This is a genomic window from Streptomyces galbus (assembly GCF_005280195.1).
Lineage (GTDB): Bacteria > Actinomycetota > Actinomycetes > Streptomycetales > Streptomycetaceae > Streptomyces > Streptomyces galbus.
This window is the reverse complement of record NZ_SZPR01000027.1, coordinates 17,151-35,063: the sequence shown is the minus strand read 5'-3', so window position 1 is coordinate 35,063 and position 17,913 is coordinate 17,151. Positions and strand designations below refer to the sequence as shown.

General features: G+C 74.1%; 13 protein-coding genes, 2 tRNA genes and 1 riboswitch. Of the genes, 9 read left to right on the top strand and 6 right to left on the bottom strand.

What is annotated here, in order from left to right:
* Positions 1-10 precede the first annotated feature (10 nt).
* From E4U92_RS29580 to E4U92_RS29560, 5 genes are all read left to right on the top strand, one after another.
* Positions 11-547 carry a hypothetical protein gene (locus tag E4U92_RS29580; RefSeq protein ID WP_137303510.1) on the top strand — a complete coding sequence of 179 codons (537 nt, stop codon included), beginning with the start codon at positions 11-13 and terminating at the stop codon, positions 545-547.
* 325 nt (positions 548-872) lie between these two features.
* Positions 873-3,065: a DEAD/DEAH box helicase gene (locus tag E4U92_RS29575; protein ID WP_137303509.1), complete on the top strand. Its 2,193-nt coding sequence runs from the start codon at positions 873-875 to the stop codon at positions 3,063-3,065.
* A 158-nt stretch (positions 3,066-3,223) separates the two neighbouring features.
* Positions 3,224-6,298: an FG-GAP repeat domain-containing protein gene (locus E4U92_RS29570; protein WP_137303508.1), complete on the top strand. Its 3,075-nt coding sequence runs from the start codon at positions 3,224-3,226 to the stop codon at positions 6,296-6,298.
* 69 nt (positions 6,299-6,367) lie between these two features.
* Positions 6,368-7,909, top strand: coding sequence for an amino acid permease (locus tag E4U92_RS29565; protein ID WP_137303507.1), 1,542 nt, complete (start codon positions 6,368-6,370; stop codon positions 7,907-7,909).
* Positions 7,910-8,025: 116 nt separating this feature from the next.
* Positions 8,026-8,098, top strand: a tRNA-Lys gene (locus tag E4U92_RS29560).
* A 73-nt stretch (positions 8,099-8,171) separates the two neighbouring features.
* On the opposite strand, the gene E4U92_RS29555 is transcribed toward E4U92_RS29560, so the two are convergent.
* The 3 genes from E4U92_RS29555 to E4U92_RS29545 form a co-directional block, all read right to left on the bottom strand.
* On the bottom strand, positions 8,172-8,855 hold the full coding sequence (locus E4U92_RS29555) for a class I SAM-dependent methyltransferase (protein ID WP_137303506.1): 684 nt from the start codon (positions 8,853-8,855) through the stop codon (positions 8,172-8,174).
* Between the two features lie 44 nt (positions 8,856-8,899).
* On the bottom strand, positions 8,900-9,544 hold the full coding sequence (locus E4U92_RS29550; protein WP_137303505.1) for a GTP cyclohydrolase II: 645 nt from the start codon (positions 9,542-9,544) through the stop codon (positions 8,900-8,902).
* A 149-nt stretch (positions 9,545-9,693) separates the two neighbouring features.
* Complete coding sequence (locus E4U92_RS29545; protein WP_137303504.1) at positions 9,694-10,209, bottom strand: MarR family winged helix-turn-helix transcriptional regulator; 516 nt, start codon at positions 10,207-10,209, stop codon at positions 9,694-9,696.
* A gap of 134 nt (positions 10,210-10,343) precedes the next feature.
* Between E4U92_RS29545 and E4U92_RS29540 the strand changes: the two genes are divergently transcribed.
* The 4 genes from E4U92_RS29540 (at position 10,344) to E4U92_RS29525 (ending at position 14,252) form a co-directional block, all read left to right on the top strand.
* On the top strand, positions 10,344-11,474 hold the full coding sequence (locus E4U92_RS29540; protein WP_137303503.1) for a dihydrofolate reductase family protein: 1,131 nt from the start codon (positions 10,344-10,346) through the stop codon (positions 11,472-11,474).
* A 77-nt stretch (positions 11,475-11,551) separates the two neighbouring features.
* A tRNA-Met gene (locus tag E4U92_RS29535) sits at positions 11,552-11,625 on the top strand.
* Positions 11,626-11,940: 315 nt separating this feature from the next.
* A riboswitch (cyclic di-AMP (ydaO/yuaA leader) is annotated at positions 11,941-12,098 on the top strand.
* Positions 12,099-12,107: 9 nt separating this feature from the next.
* A complete protein-coding gene (locus E4U92_RS29530) occupies positions 12,108-13,139 on the top strand; it encodes a M23 family metallopeptidase (RefSeq protein WP_137303502.1) in 1,032 nt (343 codons plus the stop codon).
* Positions 13,140-13,307: 168 nt separating this feature from the next.
* A complete protein-coding gene (locus tag E4U92_RS29525; protein ID WP_137303501.1) occupies positions 13,308-14,252 on the top strand; it encodes an aldo/keto reductase in 945 nt (314 codons plus the stop codon).
* 21 nt (positions 14,253-14,273) lie between these two features.
* Here E4U92_RS29525 and E4U92_RS29520 read toward each other — a convergent pair whose 3' ends face one another.
* From E4U92_RS29520 to lhgO, 3 genes are all read right to left on the bottom strand, one after another.
* Positions 14,274-15,668, bottom strand: a complete 1,395-nt coding sequence (locus tag E4U92_RS29520; protein ID WP_137303500.1) for a PrsW family intramembrane metalloprotease — start codon at positions 15,666-15,668, stop codon at positions 14,274-14,276.
* Positions 15,669-15,775: 107 nt separating this feature from the next.
* Positions 15,776-16,606 (bottom strand): tRNA (guanosine(46)-N7)-methyltransferase TrmB, encoded by an 831-nt coding sequence (gene trmB, locus E4U92_RS29515; RefSeq protein WP_137303499.1) that lies wholly within the window; start codon positions 16,604-16,606, stop codon positions 15,776-15,778.
* A gap of 88 nt (positions 16,607-16,694) precedes the next feature.
* Entirely contained in the window at positions 16,695-17,906 is a 1,212-nt protein-coding gene (lhgO, locus tag E4U92_RS29510; protein WP_229862732.1) for an L-2-hydroxyglutarate oxidase, read from the bottom strand.
* Positions 17,907-17,913 lie beyond the last annotated feature (7 nt).

Genomic DNA, 17,913 nt, shown 5'->3' with positions numbered 1-17,913 from the left:
GGTGGCTCCCGTGCGCCCCTTGTACGTACCCGTCCGCCTGGCCGCCACGGTCCTGGCCGTCGCCGCGGCCGCCGGCTGCATGAGCGTGGGTGACGGGGAGGGCAGCCAGGCCAAGCCGTCGCAGTCGGCCGGACAGCCGGGCGACGGGGCGCCGGGCGGTGCGCGCGGGGGCGGCGGCGGCCGGCTCGGGCACGCCGGCGGGCACGGCGACGGCAAGGGCGGCCACGGGAAGGGCGAGGGCGAGGACGACGCGTCCGGTTCGCCCACCGCCTCCCCGACCTCCGGTGCGAGCGCCCCGCCCACGGCGCGGGAGGAGCCCGGCCGGGGCGGGGGCGGCAAGGGGCCCGCCGGGCCCGGGGCGCCCAGCCCGAGCGGCGACCAGCCGGCCCCGCCGCGCCCCAGCCCCTCCGACCCGCCGCCCCCGGAGCCGCCCGCGTCGCCCTCGCCCGAACCGACGGTCGCCGAACCGTCCTCGTCGGCCCACGAGGACCCGCGCCCCCAACTGGCCGAGCGGCTGCCGGCACCGGAGGCGGGGGCGCCGGTGTGAGCCGGGGCGTGCGGAACCGGGGCCCTCGCTCTGTCACCGCTCTGTCGCCGCTGTGTCGCTGCTCACGCCGGAACGGGCGGCCGGCGTTCCGGCGCAGGTGGGGGGTGTCCCGTGCAGAACGGGCGTGACGGAGGCGGTTTGCGTTCCGGGGGGCAGGGTGCGTATGGTGGTAGATCGTTTGATCCCATTTGCCCGGCGCCACCGCAGAGCGCGCCGTGTGGCGCGTACTCTCCCTTGCCGTGGCGGACCGCATTGAGGCGGTCGTGATGCGAACACGGAGTTGACGGGCGCGTGCCGACGAGACTCCGGAAGGTTTCGCATTCGCATGTCCATTTCCAGCACTGATCACTCCGTCGTGCCCGAGGCCGTCGAGGCCGTCGAGGTCGAGGTCGAGGAGACCGGCGCCGAGGAGACCCCCGAGGTCACCTTCGCCGACCTCGGTCTCCCCGAGGGCGTCGTGCGCAAGCTCGCGCAGAACGGTGTGACGGTCCCCTTCCCGATCCAGGCCGCGACCATCCCGGACGCCCTGGCCGGCAAGGACATCCTCGGCCGTGGCCGCACCGGCTCCGGCAAGACCCTCTCCTTCGGCCTGCCGACGCTGGCCCAGCTCGCCGGCGGCCGCACCGAGAAGCACCGCCCGCGCGCGGTCATCCTCACCCCGACCCGCGAGCTGGCCATGCAGGTGGCCGACGCGCTCCAGCCCTACGGCGACGTCCTCGGCCTGAAGATGAAGGTCGTCTGCGGCGGTACGTCGATGGGCAACCAGATCTACGCCCTCGAGCGCGGCGTCGACATCCTCGTCGCCACCCCGGGCCGGCTGCGCGACATCATCAACCGCGGCGCCTGCTCCCTGGAGGACGTGCGGATCGCCGTCCTCGACGAGGCCGACCAGATGTCCGACCTGGGCTTCCTGCCCGAGGTGACGGAGCTGCTCGACCAGGTCCCGGCGGGCGGCCAGCGGATGCTGTTCTCCGCGACCATGGAGAACGAGATCAAGACCCTCGTCGACCGCTACCTGAAGGACCCGGTCCACCACGAGGTGGACGCGGCCCAGGGCGCCGTCACGACGATGTCCCACCACATCCTCATCGTGAAGCCCAAGGACAAGGCGCCGGTCACCTCCGCGATCGCCTCCCGCAAGGGCCGCACGATCATCTTCGTCCGCACCCAGCTCGGCGCCGACCGCGTCGCCGAGCAGCTCCGCGAGTCGGGCGTGAAGGCCGACGCGCTGCACGGCGGCATGACCCAGGGCGCCCGCACCCGGACCCTGGCCGACTTCAAGGACGGCTACGTCAACGTCCTGGTCGCCACCGACGTCGCCGCCCGCGGCATCCACGTCGACGGCATCGACCTGGTGCTGAACGTCGACCCGGCCGGCGACCACAAGGACTACCTGCACCGCGCCGGCCGCACCGCCCGCGCCGGCCGCACCGGCACGGTCGTCTCCCTCTCGCTGCCGCACCAGCGGCGCCAGATCTTCCGCCTGATGGAGGACGCCGGCGTCGACGCGGGCCGCCACATCATCCAGGGCGGCGCCGCCTTCGACCCGGAGGTCGCCGAGATCACCGGCGCCCGTTCCATGACCGAGGTCCAGGCCGAGTCGGCGGGCAACGCCGCGCAGCAGGCCGAGCGCGAGGTCGCCCACCTCACCAAGCAGCTCGAGCGCGCCCAGCGGCGTGCCGCCGAGCTGCGCGAGGAGGCCGACCGGCTGGTGGCCCGGGTCGCCCGCGAGCGGGGCGAGGACCCCGAGGCGGCGGTGGCCGAGGCCCAGGCCGCGGCGGCCGTCGAGAGCGCCGCGCCGGAGGTCTCCCTCCCGGAGCAGCCGACCGCGCGGGACGCCGAGCGGTCCGACCGGCCCGAGCGCGAGGAGCGTCCGGCGCCGACGACGTCGTACGAGCGCCGTGACGACCGGGGCGGCTTCCGCCGCGACGACCGTCGTGACGACCGTGGCGGCTTCCGCCGGGACGAGCGTCGTGACGACCGGGGCGGCCGGTCCTTCGACCGTGACCGCGGCGGCCGTTCGTTCGAGCGCCGCGACGACCGCCGGGACGACCGCCGGGACGACCGTGGCGGCTTCCGCCGGGACGACCGTCGTGACGACCGGGGCGCCCGCTCCTTCGACCGCGACCGCGGTGAGCGCGGCTACGACCGCCGGGACGGCGGCGACCGCGGCGGCCGTTCCTTCGAGCGCCGCGACGACCGCCGGGACGACCGTGGCGGTTTCCGCCGGGACGAGCGTCGTGACGACCGGGGCGCCCGCTCCTTCGACCGCGACCGCGGCGGCCGTTCCTTCGAGCGCCGTGACGACCGGGGCGGCTTCCGCCGCGACGAGCGCACCGGTCACCGGGGCAGCGACCGCCCGTTCAACCGCGACCGCCGCGACGACCGCCCGGGCTATCGCGCCGGCGGCCACGACCGTCCGGGTCACGACCGCCCCTACGGCCGCCGTGACGACCACCGCGGCGGCGGCTCCTTCGGCCGCCGCGAGGACAAGCCGCGCTGGAAGCGCAACGGCTGATCCGACCACCGGCTGAGCGCCGTGCCCCCGACCGGGGGCACGGCGCTCAGCCGTATCCGGGTAAGATCGGCCCACTTCTGAGACGGATGCGACGGCCGGGGGGCCGGGCACCCGGACGCGGTGCACGTCCCGTCTCGGCTTCCCGGGGAGGGTCCTTCTTGGCTCGTCACACGTCCGCACGCCTGCGCGCGACCGCGGCCTGCGCTCTGCTCACCGCCGCGCTGATCCCGCTGCTCCCGGCCGCGCCGGCCGCGGCGGACACACCTCAGGAGACGGTGGTGCCGGCGGCACTGAGCAGCACCCACCCCGCCGTCTCCCTGTGGGACACGGGATCGCTCCTCGGGCGGGAGGGCGCGGGGAGGCAGGGCGTGTTCCTGCGCACGGACGACGGACTCGTCTGGATGCGGTACGCGGACGCCGCGACGACGAAGCCGACCCGTCCGGCCGGGGCCAACCCCGCCCTCATGACGGGCGGGGACGCCGTGGCGTACCGCTACCCGGACGGCCGGGTCGACCTGTGGAACGCCGTCGACGGCACCACGCGCACGGTCCGCGTCCCCGCGGGCCAGACCCTGCTCGGCGCCTACGACGACCTGGTGGTCTCCTACCGCGAGGTGACGGACCCGAACGGGACCCGCGTCCTGCGCGACATGCACCTGCTCTTCCCGGACCCCGACGGAACCACCCGGGACGTGCCGGTGACCGGGGTGCCGGACGGGTACCTCCTCGGCCAGGTCTTCGGCGGCGACACCGACGACCTCCTCTTCAACGCGGGCCGGCCGGGTGGCGGCGGCGACTACCCGTGGGTCCTGGTCGACCGCCGGACGGGCCGGGTGCGCACCTGGACGGCGACCTCGAAGCTGTACGGCCGGGCGAAGATCACCGACCGCCACGTGCTCCTGTACGGCTCCGGCGAGCCGACCGCGCTGGTCTACGACCGCACCGACCTGTCGGCCGCTCCCACCGAGGTCGTCCCGGACGGGGCCGGCGGCTCGCCCGGGTACCTCACCACGGTCGGCGACTGGATCGTGCGCCAGTCGGGCGATCTGAAGATCGTGGCCAAGCCCCTCTCCGGGGGGCCCGAGCGGACCCTCCTGACCGGTTCGTACGTCGGTTTCGACGGCCTCTCCGACGGCACCGCCGTCGCCGTGGGCCGCACCTCCGCGAACCCCGACGGCTGGGGCGTCCAGCGCATCCAGGCCGGCCCGGACGGCACTCCGGTCGTCACCCGGGTGAAGGCCCTGCCCAAGCCGCCCCTGAAGATCCAGGGCCTGTCCCTCACCGGCGGGAAACTGGTGGTCGGGGACTACCTGCGCTCCGACGTGCGGCGCCTGTCCCAGCGGACCGTCGCGCCCACCGGCACGCCGGCCTTCGGCCCCTCCACCCGCTACTCGTTCACCGCGAACGCCTGCCCGGACTCCGACCCGGGCTGCGCCGTGTTCCACGGCACCGGCGACGGGCGGGTCGCCCGGGTGGACCACGGGGCGAGCGCGGACTCGATCGTGGTCGACGGGCCGGGGGACAGCGACACCTGGGTGCGCGGGGACCTCCCGCGGGGCGGCCGCCTCACCGACGTCTCGGGTCAGTACCTGATCTACACGGCCGCCTCCGAGCAGGACGTCTTCCGCATCGGCGGCACCGGCACCGCGGCGCTCACCCGCGCCCCGGGCCCGGCCGCGCTGTCCGGCGACACCCTCTGGACGCCGGGCCCGACGCCGGGCCAGGTCACCGCGTACGACCTGACGGCCGGGAAGACCACCGAGACCGTCGGCACCGGCGCCGGCTGCACGCCCACCGACCTGCAGGCGCTGGGCCGTTGGATCTACTGGACCTGCGACGGACAGGCCGGCGTCTACGACCGGACGGCGCGCACGTCCGTCCCCGTCCCCGCGGGCGAGGCCGAGCTGGGCGACGGGTACGTCGTCACGCACGACAAGCAGGCCGGGAAGCTGGTCCTCACCACCGTGGCCGACGGCGCCCCCGCCGGCCGGGTCGTCGGGGACCTGCCCGACACCGGCGTCTCGCAGCGCGGCGTGCGCTGGACGGTGGACGAGTCCGGGGCGAACCTCGCCTACGTCGACGACCGCGAGCAGGTCCACCTGGTGCCCTCGGGCGTCGCGCAGCAGCCGCTGCGCCAGTTGGGGCCCGCGCAGAGCGTGACCCGGACGGCCCCCGGCACGCACACCCTCACCTCGGTGCTGCTGTCGAAGCCGGCCTCGGGGTGGACGCTGGACGTGCGCAGCGGGGCCACCGGCAAGCACGTCGGAGGCACGGACGGCGGCGCCGTGAGCGGGGTGCTGAACGTGGGCTGGAACCCCCTGGGCCCCGGCAGCACGGTCTCCCCCCTGCCCAACGGCACCTACGACTGGACGCTGACCGTCACGCCCGCGGACGGCGTCGGCGCCCCCCTGCAGGTGCGGGGCACCGTCCGCATGGTCGACGGCAGCGCCGTGTTCCGCGACCACGTCGGCCCGGGCGCCGAGCCGGACGGCGTGGGCGACCTGCTGACCATGCCGAGCACGGGCACCCTGACCTTCCAGCAGGGCACCGGCCGGGGCACCTTCTCCGGCCAGGTCAGCGGCAGCGGCTGGCCGAGCGGCATCAGGGCGGTGCCCTTCGGCGACCTGAACGGTGACCGCTGCGCCGACGTGCTGGTGCGGCTGACCAGCGGGGAACTGCGGCTGTACGCGCCCGGCTGCGGCGCTGCCGTGACGCCGAGGTCGCCGCACTGGACCGTCGCGTCCAAGGGGTTCAACCAGTTCGACGTGCTGACCTCGCCGGGGGACGTGACGAAGGACGGCCGCCCCGACCTGATCGCCCGCAACCCCTCCACGGGCCGGGTCTACCTCTACCAGGGCACGGGCCGGCCGGGCTTCGCGGCGCCCGTGAAGCTCTACGACACCTGGAAGTCCTACAAGAAGATCATCGGTGCCGGTGATCTCAACGGCGACGGCGTCGGCGACCTGCTCGCGCAGGACACCGCCGACAACCTGTACCGGTACCTGGGCCGGGGCAACGGCACGTTCTCCGCGCGGGTGAGGCTCTTCGCCGGCTGGGGCGGCAGCTACAACGCCGTCGTCGGACCCGGTGACATCACGGGGGACGGCAAGGCGGACCTCGTCGCCCGCGACACGGCGGGCACCCTGTACCGGCAGAACGGCACCGGGACCGGGACCTTCGGACCGCGCGTGAAGGTCGGCACCGGATGGCAGAAGTACAAGGGCCTCTTCTAGTCACCACGGGAGCCTTTCTGCTTCCCCTGTGACGCATGTCATGCCCCCGGCGAGGGAATCGCTGGGGGCATGACAGATGACGCCAGAGGGAGTGGGCTGTCGGACGAAGAACGGCTGGCCCAGCTCGGTTACACGCAGACGCTCGCCCGACGCATGTCGGCGTTCTCCAACTACGCGGTGTCCTTCACGATCATCTCCGTGCTGTCGGGCTGCCTGACGCTGTACGCGTTCGGCCTGAACACCGGCGGCCCCGCCGTGATCACCTGGGGCTGGGTGGCCGTCGGGCTGATGACCCTCTTCGTCGGGCTGTCCATGGCCGAGATCTGCTCGGCGTACCCGACGTCGGCCGGCCTGTACTTCTGGGCCCACCGGCTGGCGCCGCCCCGCTCGGCGGCGGCCTGGGCCTGGTTCACGGGCTGGTTCAACGTGCTGGGCCAGGTCGCGGTGACCGCGGGCATCGACTTCGGCGCCGCCTCCTTCCTGGGCGCCTACCTGAACCTCCAGTTCGGCTTCGAGGTCACCCCCGGCCGCACGGTCCTGCTGTTCGCGGCGATCCTCGTCCTGCACGGCCTGCTGAACACCTTCGGCGTGCGCATCGTCGCCCTGCTCAACAGCATCAGCGTCTGGTGGCACGTCCTCGGCGTGGCGGTGATCGTCGGCGCGCTCACCTTCTCGCCGGACCACCACCGCCCGGCGTCGTTCGTGTTCGGCGAGTTCGTCAACAACACCGGCTGGGGCAGCGGCTTCTACGTCGTCCTGCTGGGCCTGCTGATGGCCCAGTACACCTTCACCGGCTACGACGCCTCCGCCCACATGACGGAGGAGACCCACGACGCGGCCACGGCCGGCCCGAAGGGCATCGTGCGGTCCATCTGGACCTCCTGGATCGCCGGCTTCGTCCTGCTGCTCGGCTTCACCTTCGCCATCCAGTCCTACGACGGCGCCCTGGACTCCCCGACCGGCGCGCCCCCGGCCCAGATCCTGCTCGACGCGCTCGGCGCCACCGCGGGCAAGCTCCTCCTGCTCGTGGTGATCGGCGCCCAGCTCTTCTGCGGCATGGCGTCGGTGACGGCCAACAGCCGTATGATCTACGCCTTCTCGCGGGACGGCGCGCTGCCCTTCTCCCATGTGTGGCACACCGTCAGCCCGCGCACCCGCACCCCGGTCGCCGCGGTCTGGCTGGCCGCGATCGCCGCCCTCGCGCTGGGCCTGCCGTACCTGATCAACTACACCGCCTACGCCGCGGTGACCTCGATCGCGGTCATCGGCCTGTACGTCGCCTACGTCATCCCCACCCTGCTGCGCGTGCGCAAGGGCGCGGCCTTCGCGCGCGGCCCGTGGCACCTGGGCCGCTGGTCGCAGGTGATCGGCGTGGTCGCGGTGGTCTGGGTCGGCGTCATCACCGTGCTGTTCATGCTGCCGCAGGTCTCCCCGGTCACCTGGGAGACGTTCAACTACGCCCCGGTGGCCGTCCTGGTCGTCCTCGGCTTCGCGGCGGCCTGGTGGCTGGCCTCGGCCCGCCACTGGTTCCTGGACCCCGACCACGAACGCACCCGCGCCCGCGAGGCGTCCCGCCGCGCCGCCGCGGCCCCGGAACCCGCCGACCCCTGACGCCCGCCGCCTCCCCGACCGCGGCCGGCGCCACGACACGTCCGCCCCGCCCGTGTCCCGATACCCGATCGGACACCGGGCCCGCTCCGGCTATGCTCGGGGAGGCAACATCGCCCGGGCCGTTAGCTCAATTGGCAGAGCAGTGGACTTTTAATCCATTGGTTGTGGGTTCGAGTCCCACACGGCCTACGACACAGCCCCGGCCCAGGTCTTCCTGGGCCGGGGCTCGTTGTTCCCCGGGGTCCGGACGGACCCGTCCCCGCTACGCCTCCCCACCCCGCCGCACCAGCAGGTACGAGCGTCTGCTCGGGTGTTCGACCCCGGGGTACGGGGCCCGGTCGAGGTGGGCCGTGACCGTGAGGTCCGCGGCGGTGAGGGACGTCGTCTCCGTGGCCGGGTCCAGGAAGTGGAAGGTGAGGTCCACCGGCCGGCCCCACCAGTCGGTGAAGTGGGCCGACTCGCCGGGGCGGGTGTCGGCGGTGCTGGTGTGGAAGGCCAGCAGGGCGTGCCCGCCGGGGCGCAGGACGCGGGCGAACTCGGCGTAGGCGGCGGCCCGTCCGGGTGCGTCGAGGTGGATGAGCGCGTACCAGCACAGCAGGCCCGTGAGGCTGCCGGAGCGCAGCGGCAGGGCGGTCATGTCGGCCACGGCGAAGGGCAGCCCGGTGCCGCGGCGGGCCACGGCGCACATCCCGGGGGAGAGGTCCAGGCCCGTGACCGCCACGCCCCGGCCGGCGAGGTGGGCCGTCGCCTGTCCCGGGCCGCAGCCGACGTCGGCCACCGGGCCGTGCCGGGTGACTTCCGCGAAGGCGTCCAGCAGGGCGCGGTCGAGGGGCTTGCCGGGGAGTTCGCTGCCGATGTCGGCGGCGTAGGGCTCGGCGACGGCGTCGTAGCTGCGGCGGGTCGCCGGCGCGGCCGGGTTCTGCTCCGGGGGAGGCGGGTTCGTCACGCCCGGGTGTCTCCCCGGCTGCCGGGGTCCCTACGCCCGGCGGGTCAGCCCGCGTGCAGTTCCGTCAGGTCGCCGAGCGGCAGCGTGTGGCTGGTCTGCAGGACCTTGGCGCGCAGGTAGCGGACGTTGTGCGGGGTGGTGAAGACGCCGGTCGGGACGCGGTCGTGGACGTCGATGCCCAGCGCGCGCAGTTGCTCCGCCTTGTCGGGGTTGTGGGAGAGCAGGTCCACGCGGGTGACGTCGAGGGCGCGCAGCATCTGGGCGGCGGCCGTGTAGTCGCGGGCGTCCTCGGGCAGGCCGAGGGCGGCGTTCGCCTCGTAGGTGTCCAGGCCCTGGTCCTGGAGGGCGTAGGCGTCGAGTTTGTTGTAGAGGCCGATGCCCCGGCCCTCCTGGCGGAGGTAGAGCAGTACGCCGCCGCGCTCGGCGATGCGCTCGACGGCCTCGCGCAGTTGCGGGCCGCAGTCGCAGCGGGCCGAGCCGAAGACGTCCCCGGTCAGGCACTCGGAGTGCAGCCGGACCAGGGGCGTGGTGCCGGGAGCCGGGTCGCCGAGGACGACGGCGATGTGCTCCCGGCCGTCGACGAGGCCGTCGAAGGTGACGAGGTCGGCGTCGACGGCGTACCCGTCGTGGAAGCGCAGCGGGACCCGGACGCGGGCGCGCGGCGTGGCGGCGGTGAGGTCAGCGGGCATGCGGTTCTCCGGGTCCTGGGCGGCGCACCGCCCTCCTGCTGCTTCAGATTTGAAGCAGATTCTCGGAGCCGACCCTACCTGTGCTTGAAGTTTGAAGCAACGGGGTTCCGGTCCGCCCCGCCGGCCTCACGGACATCGTCCCGCCGACCTCACGGGCACGGCGTCGAGCGCCGCTTCCAGGGCACGTCCTCCGGGCCGCCGCCGTCCTGCGCGCCGCCCACCAGCCCGCCCGCGATCCGCGCGCAGATCTCCTCGAGCTGCCCCACCTGCTCGGGGCTGAGCCGGTCGAACAGGGACGCGCGGACCGTCTCGACGTGGCCCGGCGCCGTGCGCTCCAGCACCGCCACGCCCTCGTCCGTGAGGGCGGCCACGCTGCCGCGCCGGTCCGACGGGCACTGCTCGCGCCGCACCAGGCCGTCCTTCTCCAGCCGGGCCACCGCGTAGGTGAGCCGGCTGCGGGTGATCTTCGACCGCTCGGCGAGGTCGGTCATCCGCAGCCGCCGTTGAGGCGCCTCGGAGAGATTGGCGAGGATGGAGTAGTACAGGTGCGGCATGCCGGCGTCCTGCTGGAGCTGGCGGTCGAGCGTGTCCTCCAGCAGGAGGGTGGCGGCCATGTAGGCACGCCAGGCGCGCTGCTCGTCGGAGGTCAGCCAGCGGGTCGTCATGCCGCCAGTGTAGGTTTGCTTCAAACTTGAACCAAGATCGTCGTCGTCCCGTCCGGAAAGTGTCCCGGCCCCAGCCGCCCCGCCCGTCTCACCGCCCCGCCCGTCCCGCCGGTCCCACGAGAGAGCGCGCCCCCATGCCGTACCCGTACGTCCTGCTGTCGGCCGCCGTCTCCCTCGACGGCTTCCTCGACGACACCGGCCCGGAGCGGCTGCTGCTGTCCAGCCCGGCCGACTTCGACCGCGTCGACGAGGTGCGCGCGTCCGTCGACGCCATCCTCATCGGCGCCGGCACCCTGCGCGCCGACAACCCGCGCCTGCTGGTCAACTCCGCCGGGCGCCGCGCCGCCCGGGTCGCCGCCGGCCGGCCCGCCTACCCGCTCAAGGTCACGGTCAGCGCCTCCGGCGACCTCGACCCCGCCGCGCAGTTCTGGCACACGGGCGGCGACAAGCTCCTGCTGACCACCGACCGGGGCGCCGAGCGCGCCCGCGCCGCCGGGATCGCCGCCGACGTCGCCGCCCTCGGGCCCGGCCTCGACTGGCGCCGCGCGCTGGAACACCTGCACGACGTACGGGGCGTGCGCCGGCTCATGGTCGAGGGCGGCGGCACGATCCACACCCAGCTCCTCCAGCAGGGCCTCGCCGACGAACTCCAGCTCGTCCTCGCGCCCCTGTTCGTCGGCGACCCGGACGCCCCCCGCCTCTTCGGCCCCGGCGCCTACCAGGGCGGACGGCTGCGGCTGCTGGAGACGCGGCGGATCGAGGACGTCGTCCTCATGCGCTACGAGCCCACCGCCCCCGGCGCCGGCCCGCTCCCCTCCGCCGCCGACCGCCGCTGGCTGGCCCTCGCCTGCGACCTGGCCGACCGGTGCCCGCCCTCGGGCACCGCGTTCAGCGTCGGCGCGGTGGTCGTCGCCGCTGACGGCACCGAACTGGCCCGCGGCCACTCCCGCGAGGCCGGCGACCCCGTGGTGCACGCCGAGGAGGCCGCCCTGGCCAAGGTCGACCCCGCCGACCCGCGCCTGGCCGGCGCGACCGTCTACAGCAGCCTGGAGCCGTGCGCCCGCCGCGCCTCCCGCCCGGCACCCTGCGCACGCCTGATCCTCGACGCGGGGGTGCGCCGGGTGGTCACGGCCTGGCGCGAGCCGGACACGTTCGTGGAGGCGGCGGACGGCAACGGGCTGCTGGCGGCGCACGGCGCCGACGTCGTCGTGCTGCCCGGGTACGAGGAGCGGGCCAAGGCGCCGAACCGGCACCTCCTGGGCTGAGCGCGCTGCCCGCCCGGGGCGCCCTGGACAACCGTTTCGCTTTTGGTCCCGCACATGGCGTACAGTGGAGTCACCGACGCGGGGTGGAGCAGCTCGGTAGCTCGCTGGGCTCATAACCCAGAGGTCGCAGGTTCAAATCCTGTCCCCGCTACTGAAGGCCGAGGGCCGGAATCCGAAAGGGTTCCGGCCCTCGGTGTTTTCGCGCCTTCCCGCCCGTTCACTCTGCGTGAGCGGGCGACCGCCCTGTGCATAACAACTGAGTCACCATCAAACGCCCGGTGACTGCTGATTCATTCCCCTGGCTTCCCTGACGTCCCGCCAACTCGCCCGTTTTTCCCCGGTCGTGGCAGGAAAGTCCTGGTCAAAAATGTTGTCGATCAAGCGGAACAGCTTGGAAAGCCGGCTCCATGTCTATTAACGTTCGATAACGCAGCGCGGTCGTCCCAGCCGTCACCAGAGGCGGCTCCGTGCGCACGCGCCGAATCCCGCGAGGGAACCGGGGAACCACCACCTTGGGGTGAATCACGCGGAAGCCGCCGCCGACCAGCGGCCGGTATACGCGCGTAGGAGACCTTCCCGCTCCGAACCCGTCAGCTAACCCGGTAGGCGACGGAAGGAAAGGAGCGCGCCCGCGTGGCGTCCAACCGGCCTGCCCCAGAAGCCCCCTCCCTGCCGGGCCAGCGTCCCTCCGAGACGTTCGCCTACGGCGGCCAGCACATCGACGAGGGCCCCTGGGAGGAGTGGAACCCCACCGCGGACTCCCTCCGTCCGGTACGCGGCCGGCACCGCGTCGCCAAGCAGCGCGGCGGACTCGCCCGCAGCTCCACCGTCCTCGGCGTCGGCGTCATCGCCGCCGTCGGCGCGGGCGGCATGGCCAGCGCCAACACCGGCAAGCCGCCGGTCTCCATCTCGCTGCCCGACCTGCCCTCCGTCGGCTCGCTGATCTCCGACCACGACGCCCCGCAGGAAGCCGCCCCCGCGGCGCTGAGCACCTTCGGCACCACCGCGGACGACACCGCCCGGGGCACCGCCGACGCCGGTGAGGCCCTGCGCAACCGGATCATGGCGCAGGCCGAGTCACAGCAGACCCAGGTCGACACCAAGGCGCTCGCCGCCGTCGAGGCCGCCGCGGCCAAGGCGGAGGCCGACGCCGCCGCCCAGGCCGAACAGGAGGCCCAGGCGAAGGCCGCCGCCGCGAAGAAGAAGGCCGAGGAGCAGGCGGCCGAGGTGGCCGAGGCCGCGCGCCTGGCCGCACTGGCCAAGCAGTACACGCTGCCGACCTCCTCGTACACGATCACCTCGACGTTCGGCCAGGCCGGCTCGATGTGGTCCTCCGGCTACCACACCGGCCTCGACTTCGCCGCGCCCACCGGCACCCTCATCAAGGCCGTGCACGGCGGCACGATCACCGAGGCGGGCTGGGCCGGCTCCTACGGCTACCGCACGATCCTCACCCTCGACGACGGCACCGAGCTCTGGTTCTGCCACCAGTCCTCGATCAGCGTCAGCGTCGGCCAGAAGGTCGGCACCGGCGACGTCATCGGGCGCGTCGGCGCCACCGGCAACGTCACCGGGCCGCACCTGCACCTCGAGGTCCACCCCGGCGGCGCGGCCACCGGGATCGACCCGATGGCGTGGCTGCGCGACAAGGGCCTGACTCCCTGACCCGACCCCCCTGATCCGTCCCTGACCGGGCGGCCGGCCGAGGAACGGGTTCCCGGGACCGGCCGCCCCATGCACGGCACCGCGCGAACCGGCGGCGGCCGCTCCGGTTTACGTGAAGTTTGCGGGCGGGCGGGATGACCGTCCCGGGGCCGGTCGTTGGAACAGGGCATGACTGCTCTGCGCAAGCTCGGTTCCTCCGACCTCGAGGTCTTCCCGCTCGCCCTCGGGGGCAACGTCTTCGGCTGGACGGCCGACGAGGCCGCCTCCTTCGCCGTCCTCGACGCCTACACCGCGGCCGGCGGCAACTTCCTCGACACCGCCGACTCCTACTCGGCCTGGGTCGACGGCAACAGCGGCGGCGAGTCCGAGACGATCATCGGCAAGTGGCTCGCGTCGCGCGGCAACCGCGACGACGTCGTCATCGCCACCAAGGTCAGCCAGCACCCCGACTACCAGGGCCTGACCGCGGCGAACATCAAGGCCGCCGCCGACGCCTCCCTGCGCCGCCTGGGCACCGACCGCATCGACCTGTACTACACCCACTTCGACAAGCCCGAGGTGCCGGTGGAGGAGATCATCGGCGCGCTCGACGAGCTGGTGAAGGCGGGCAAGGTCCGCCAGATCGCCGCGTCCAACATCTCCCCCGAGCGGCTGAGCGCCTCCCTGGCCTTCTCCGACCGGGAGGGCCTGGCCCGGTACGTCGCCCTCCAGCCGCACTACAACCTGGTCTCCCGCGACACCTACGAGGGCGCGCTGCGCGACCTGGCCGAGCGCGAGGGCCTGGCCGCCGTCCCCTACTACGCCTTGGCCTCCGGCTTCCTGACCGGCAAGTACCGCCCGGGCACCACGGTGGACAGCGCCCGGGCCGCGGGGGCCGGCAAGCACCTGGACACCGAGCGGGGCCGCCGCGTCCTCACGGCGCTCGACGAGACCGCCGCCGCCCACGGGGTGCCGGTCGCCACGGTCGCCCTGGCCTGGCTCGCCGCCCAGCCCACGGTCGCCGCCCCCCTCGCCTCGGCCCGGACGACCGACCAGCTCCCGGACCTGCTGGCGCTGGCGGAGCTGGACCTCACGGGCGAGGAACTGGACGCGCTGACGGAGGCGTCGGCGTAGGGGCGTGCGCCGGTGCCGGCGTCACGTCCGGTACGGGTTGTACGCGGGGTGCGGGGCCGCCGGGTACCCGTACCCCTGCGCCGGGGCGTGGTGGTGTCCCGGCGGCTGCGCGTATCCGTAGCCCTGTCCCGGGCCCTGTGCGTACCCGAAGCCGGGTCCGGGCCAGGCCGCCACGGGGACCGGCATGGGGGCGGCCACCCGGCCCGCGTGCTCCAGCGCCGGACGCGCGGTCTCGCGCCGGCGCCACAGCTCGTTCAGCAGCTCGCCCTCGCGTACGACGAAGTCGCTGCCGGCCCGGCCCAGCCGCCCCCGGTGCCGCAGGAACGCCAGGGAGGTGGCATAGGCCTCGTACTCGGCGACGGCCCGGGCGGCGGGCCTGCCCCCGTGGTTCTTGGCGACGGTGCGCGCGAGCCGCCGTGCCCGCATCGAGCCGAGCGCGTACGGCTCGGCCGGGGACAGCCACCCGGCGACGGCGTAGGCGGGCAGTTCCTCGCGCACGGTGTGCAGCTCGCGCTGGCGCGTCCACACGACGAGCCAGGTCAGCACGGCGAACGTGGGCACCATGAAGGCGCCGTAGACCGCGAAGAAGCCGAACTCCCCGAAGGTGGAGGAGCCGTTCCAGAAGGAGTGCATGCCCATGGCGAGCAGCAGCCCGGCGAGCGGCAGCAGGACGCGCCGCACGTGCTGGCGTTCGCCGGAGAGCGCGGCGATGCCGAAGCCGATGCCGGTGAGGACGGTGAACAGGGGGTGCGCGAACGGGGACATGACGACGCGCACGAAGAAGGTCGCGGCGGTGACGGAGGGGATGCCGCGGTCGCCGGTGAGCTGGTCGGTCCCGAAGGCCGTGCCGAGGTAGAGGATGTTCTCGGTGAACGCGAACCCGGTCGCGGTCACCCCGGCTATGACGACGCCGTCGACGATCCCGGTGAAGTCCCGTCTGCGGAAGAGGAAGACGAGCAGGACGGCGGCGGCCTTGGCGGACTCCTCGACCACCGGCGCTATGACGGTCGCGCCCAGGGTGTCCGCACCGGAGGGGTCGGCGGTCGCCGTCGCGATCCACTTCGTGGCGAAGCTGTTGGCGACGATGGCGATGAGCGCGGCCGCGCAGGCGCCCCAGGCGAACGCGAACACCAGGTTCCGCCAGGGGCCCGGCTCCACCCGGTCCAGCCACCGGAACGCGGCGATGAGCAGCGGCACGGGCAGGACGGCCAGCCCCAGGCCCACCAGGAAGCCCTCGGTGCCGGTCTGTTGGCGCACCAGCGCGAGGATCACCAGCCCGGACAGGGTCAGCAGGGTGATGAGCGCGCCGTACCGCACCCAGGTGCGCTGCCACCAGTGCGCGTGCCGCAGCGCCCCGCCCCCGGCGGGGCCGTCGGGCGGGGTCGGGTACGGCGGGTACGGGGGACTGATGGCCACGGCATCGACCCTAACGAGGGACGGCGCCGCCCGCGACGGTGCCTCCACGGGCGCGGAACGGGCGGTGCCTTGACGGGTGCGGGGTGGTACGGCGGCGGGGTGGGCGGTCAGCGGTGCTGTACGCGGCGGAACAGCAGATCGTTCACCACGTGGCCCTTGTCCAGCCCCTGGCCCTCGAAGCGGGTCAGCGGACGGAAGCCGGGCCGGGGCGCGAACCCGCCGTCGGGCTGGGTGTTCTCGAAGTCCGGGTGGGCGTCGAGCACCTCGAGCATCTGCTCGGCGTACGGCTCCCAGTCGGTCGCGCAGTGCAGGACCGCCCCGGGCCGCAGGCGCGTCGCGGCGAGCGAGAGGAACTCGGGCTGGATGAGTCTGCGCTTGTGGTGGCGCTTCTTCGGCCAGGGGTCCGGGAAGTAGACGCGCAGCCCGTCGAGCGCATCGGGGACGAGCATCTCGCGCAGCAGGATGATCGCGTCGCCGTTGGCGACCCGGACGTTGGTCAGGCCGCCGCGCTCGGCGAGTGCCAGCAGGTTGCCCTGGCCCGGGGTGTGCACGTCGACGGCGAGGATGTTGGTGTCCGGGTCGGCGGCGGCCATCTGCGCGGTGGCCTCGCCCATGCCGAACCCGATCTCCAGCACGACCGGGCGCTCGTCGCCGAACAGCTCGGCCAGGTCGAGCACCCGCTGCCCGTCGATGTCCAGCCCCCACTTGGGCCACAGCCGCTGCAGGGCGTCGGCCTGCCCGGCCGTGACCCGGCTGCGCCGCGGCTGGAAGCTCCGGATGCGCCGCTCGAAGTGCGACCCGGCGGGGTCCGCCTGCGGCCCGTCGGGGAAGCGCGGCTCCCCCTTGGGCCGCGTGTGCCGCACGGACACACCGGGGCGGTGCCACCGCTCGTCGGCGGCGGTCCGGGGGGCTTCGGGGGAGTTCAGCGAGTCAGACACAGTGGAACCGATTTTACGGGGCGGCGGACCGGGGACGCGGCCCACCGTCACCGGCCCCGCCCAAGCCTGCGTCACGCGCAAGCCTGCGTCACGCGGACTCCAGCACGGCCAGGGCCCGCCGGGCCACCTCGCGGCCGATCGGCAGGGACGCCGTCGCGGCGGGGGACGGCGCGTTCAGCACGTGCACCGCCCGGTCGCCCTCCCGGATCAGGAAGTCGTCCACCAGCCCGCCGTCCCGCAGCACCGCCTGCGCCCGCACGCCCGCGCCGGCCCGCACCAGGTCCTCCTCCTCCACCGCGGGCAGCATCCTGCGCACCGCCGCCACGAACGCCCCCTTGGACACCGACCTGCGCAGCTCCCCGAGCCCGTACCGCCAGTGCCGTCGGCCCATCCGCCAGGCCCCGGGCCACGCCACCGTCCGGGCGACCTCCCCCGGCCGGACGACCCCCCACCCGTACCCCTCGCGGGCGAGCGCCGGCACCGCGTTCGGACCGACGTGCACGCCCCCGTCGATCCCGCGCGTGAGGTGCACGCCGAGGAACGGGAACGCCGGGTCGGGCACCGGGTACACCAGGCCCCGCACCAGCTCGGTCCGCGCCAGCTCGTAGTACTCCCCGCGGAACGGCACGATGCGCACCTCGGGCTCGTCCCCGGTCAGCTCGGCGATCCGGTCGCAGTAGAGCCCGGCGCAGTTCACCAGCACCCGCGCGCGCACCACGTCCCCGCGCGCGGTGCGCACGGCCACGCCGAGCCCGGCCCGCCGGTCGACCTGGACGACCTCCGCGCCGTAGCGGATCTCCGCCCCGGACGCCTCCGCGAGCTGCCGCGCGACGGCCCCGTAGTCGCAGATGCCGGTCGTCCGCACGTGGATCGCGGCGAGGCCGCGCACCTCGGGCTCGTGCTCCGCGATCTGCGCGCCGCTCAGCTCCTGCACCGGGATGCCGTTCTCCCGGCCTCGCTGCACGAGCGCGTGCAGCCGGGGCAGCTCGTCGCGCTCGGTGGCGACGATCAGCTTGCCGGTGACGGCGTGCGGGAGGTCGTACTCCGCGCAGAACTTGATCATCTCGGCGGCGCCCCGCACCGCGTACCGCGCCTTCAGCGATCCCGGACGGTAGTAGATCCCGCTGTGGATGACCCCGCTGTTGCGCCCCGTCTGGTGACGGGCCGGCGCGGGCTCCTTCTCCAGCACGGTCACGCGTGTCCCCGGCGCGGCCCGCGTGATCGCGTACGCCGTCGACAGCCCGACGATCCCCCCGCCCACGACCAGCACGTCACCGTCGTATGCCGTCCCGGCTCCCACCAGGCAC

Bases quoted from the DNA above. Each gene is read 5' to 3' on its own strand.
- E4U92_RS29540 (WP_137303503.1), top strand. From the start codon at position 10,344: ATGCCGTACCCGTACGTCCTGCTGTCGGCCGCCGTCTCCCTCGACGGC.
- E4U92_RS29565 (WP_137303507.1), top strand. From the start codon at position 6,368: ATGACAGATGACGCCAGAGGGAGTGGGCTGTCGGACGAAGAACGGCTG.
- E4U92_RS29575 (WP_137303509.1), top strand. From the start codon at position 873: ATGTCCATTTCCAGCACTGATCACTCCGTCGTGCCCGAGGCCGTCGAG.
- E4U92_RS29525 (WP_137303501.1), top strand. From the start codon at position 13,308: ATGACTGCTCTGCGCAAGCTCGGTTCCTCCGACCTCGAGGTCTTCCCG.
- E4U92_RS29545 (WP_137303504.1), bottom strand. From the start codon at position 10,209: ATGACGACCCGCTGGCTGACCTCCGACGAGCAGCGCGCCTGGCGTGCC.
- E4U92_RS29550 (WP_137303505.1), bottom strand. From the start codon at position 9,544: ATGCCCGCTGACCTCACCGCCGCCACGCCGCGCGCCCGCGTCCGGGTC.